The organism is Vibrio sp. 1401 (assembly GCF_033340295.1).
In genome coordinates this window covers 1-747 of record NZ_JAWOWF010000305.1, presented here as the reverse complement: position 1 = coordinate 747, position 747 = coordinate 1, and the positions used below count along the sequence as shown (strand labels likewise).

At 49.9% G+C, this 747-nt stretch carries 2 protein-coding genes; both read right to left on the bottom strand.

The genetic code is table 11. The features are described 5' to 3' along the window. On the bottom strand, positions 1 to 378 hold a 378-nt coding region (gene galT / locus R7Z77_RS25280), incomplete at its 3' end, for a galactose-1-phosphate uridylyltransferase (RefSeq protein WP_318137035.1). Position 379: 1 nt separating this feature from the next. Further along, positions 380 to 747, bottom strand: a 368-nt coding sequence (locus R7Z77_RS25275) for a GDP-mannose 4,6-dehydratase (protein ID WP_318137034.1), incomplete at its 5' end; no start/stop codon positions are given.

Sequence of the window (747 nt, the reverse complement as noted above, 5' to 3'; positions counted from 1 at the left end):
CACTGGGAGCTCCGGTAAGGTTTTACTGTGATCTGGCGAGAAGCAAATCACTCGGCTCAAACCACGCACGCCTTGCGTTTTGAATAACGGGTTGTTTGACTCCGGTGCATCTGGTGAATCCACCATCAGCGCAGCAAAATCGTTATTGAACACATAGGTGCCTTGGTAGTCTGGATTAACATCGCCAGAGATACGTTCGTTGGTTGGACAAAGGAAACATTTACCGTCATAGCTTGGTAGCTCATCCAATGCGGGCTTTTCATCTGCGCCGCTCCAAGGGCGTTTTGCACGGTGAGGTGAAACCAAAATCCATTGCCCAGTAAGAGGGTTGTAACGGCGGTGTGGATGATCCACTGGGTTAAATTCGACATTCGACATGTTACTTACTCAACTCTTTAAAATTCTTCAAACTAGGGGAATAGCCATTGGGATTTTTTGACTGCCAGTGCCACGTATCAGCGGTCATTTCAGCCACCGTGCGTATTGCTTTCCAGCCTAGTTCACGCTCAGCTTTTTCCGTGCTTGCCCAACATTCAGCAATATCCCCAGGACGACGCGGGCATAACTCGTAAGGCACTGGTTTACCGCAAGCGGCCGCGAACGCATCCACCATCTCAAGTACGCTCGAGCCTTTACCTGTACCTAAGTTGTAAATGTGCAAACCCGATTTCTCACCCACCGTTTTCAAAGCCGCAATATGGCCATCGGCCAGATCCATCACATGGATGTAATCGCGCACGCCAGTGC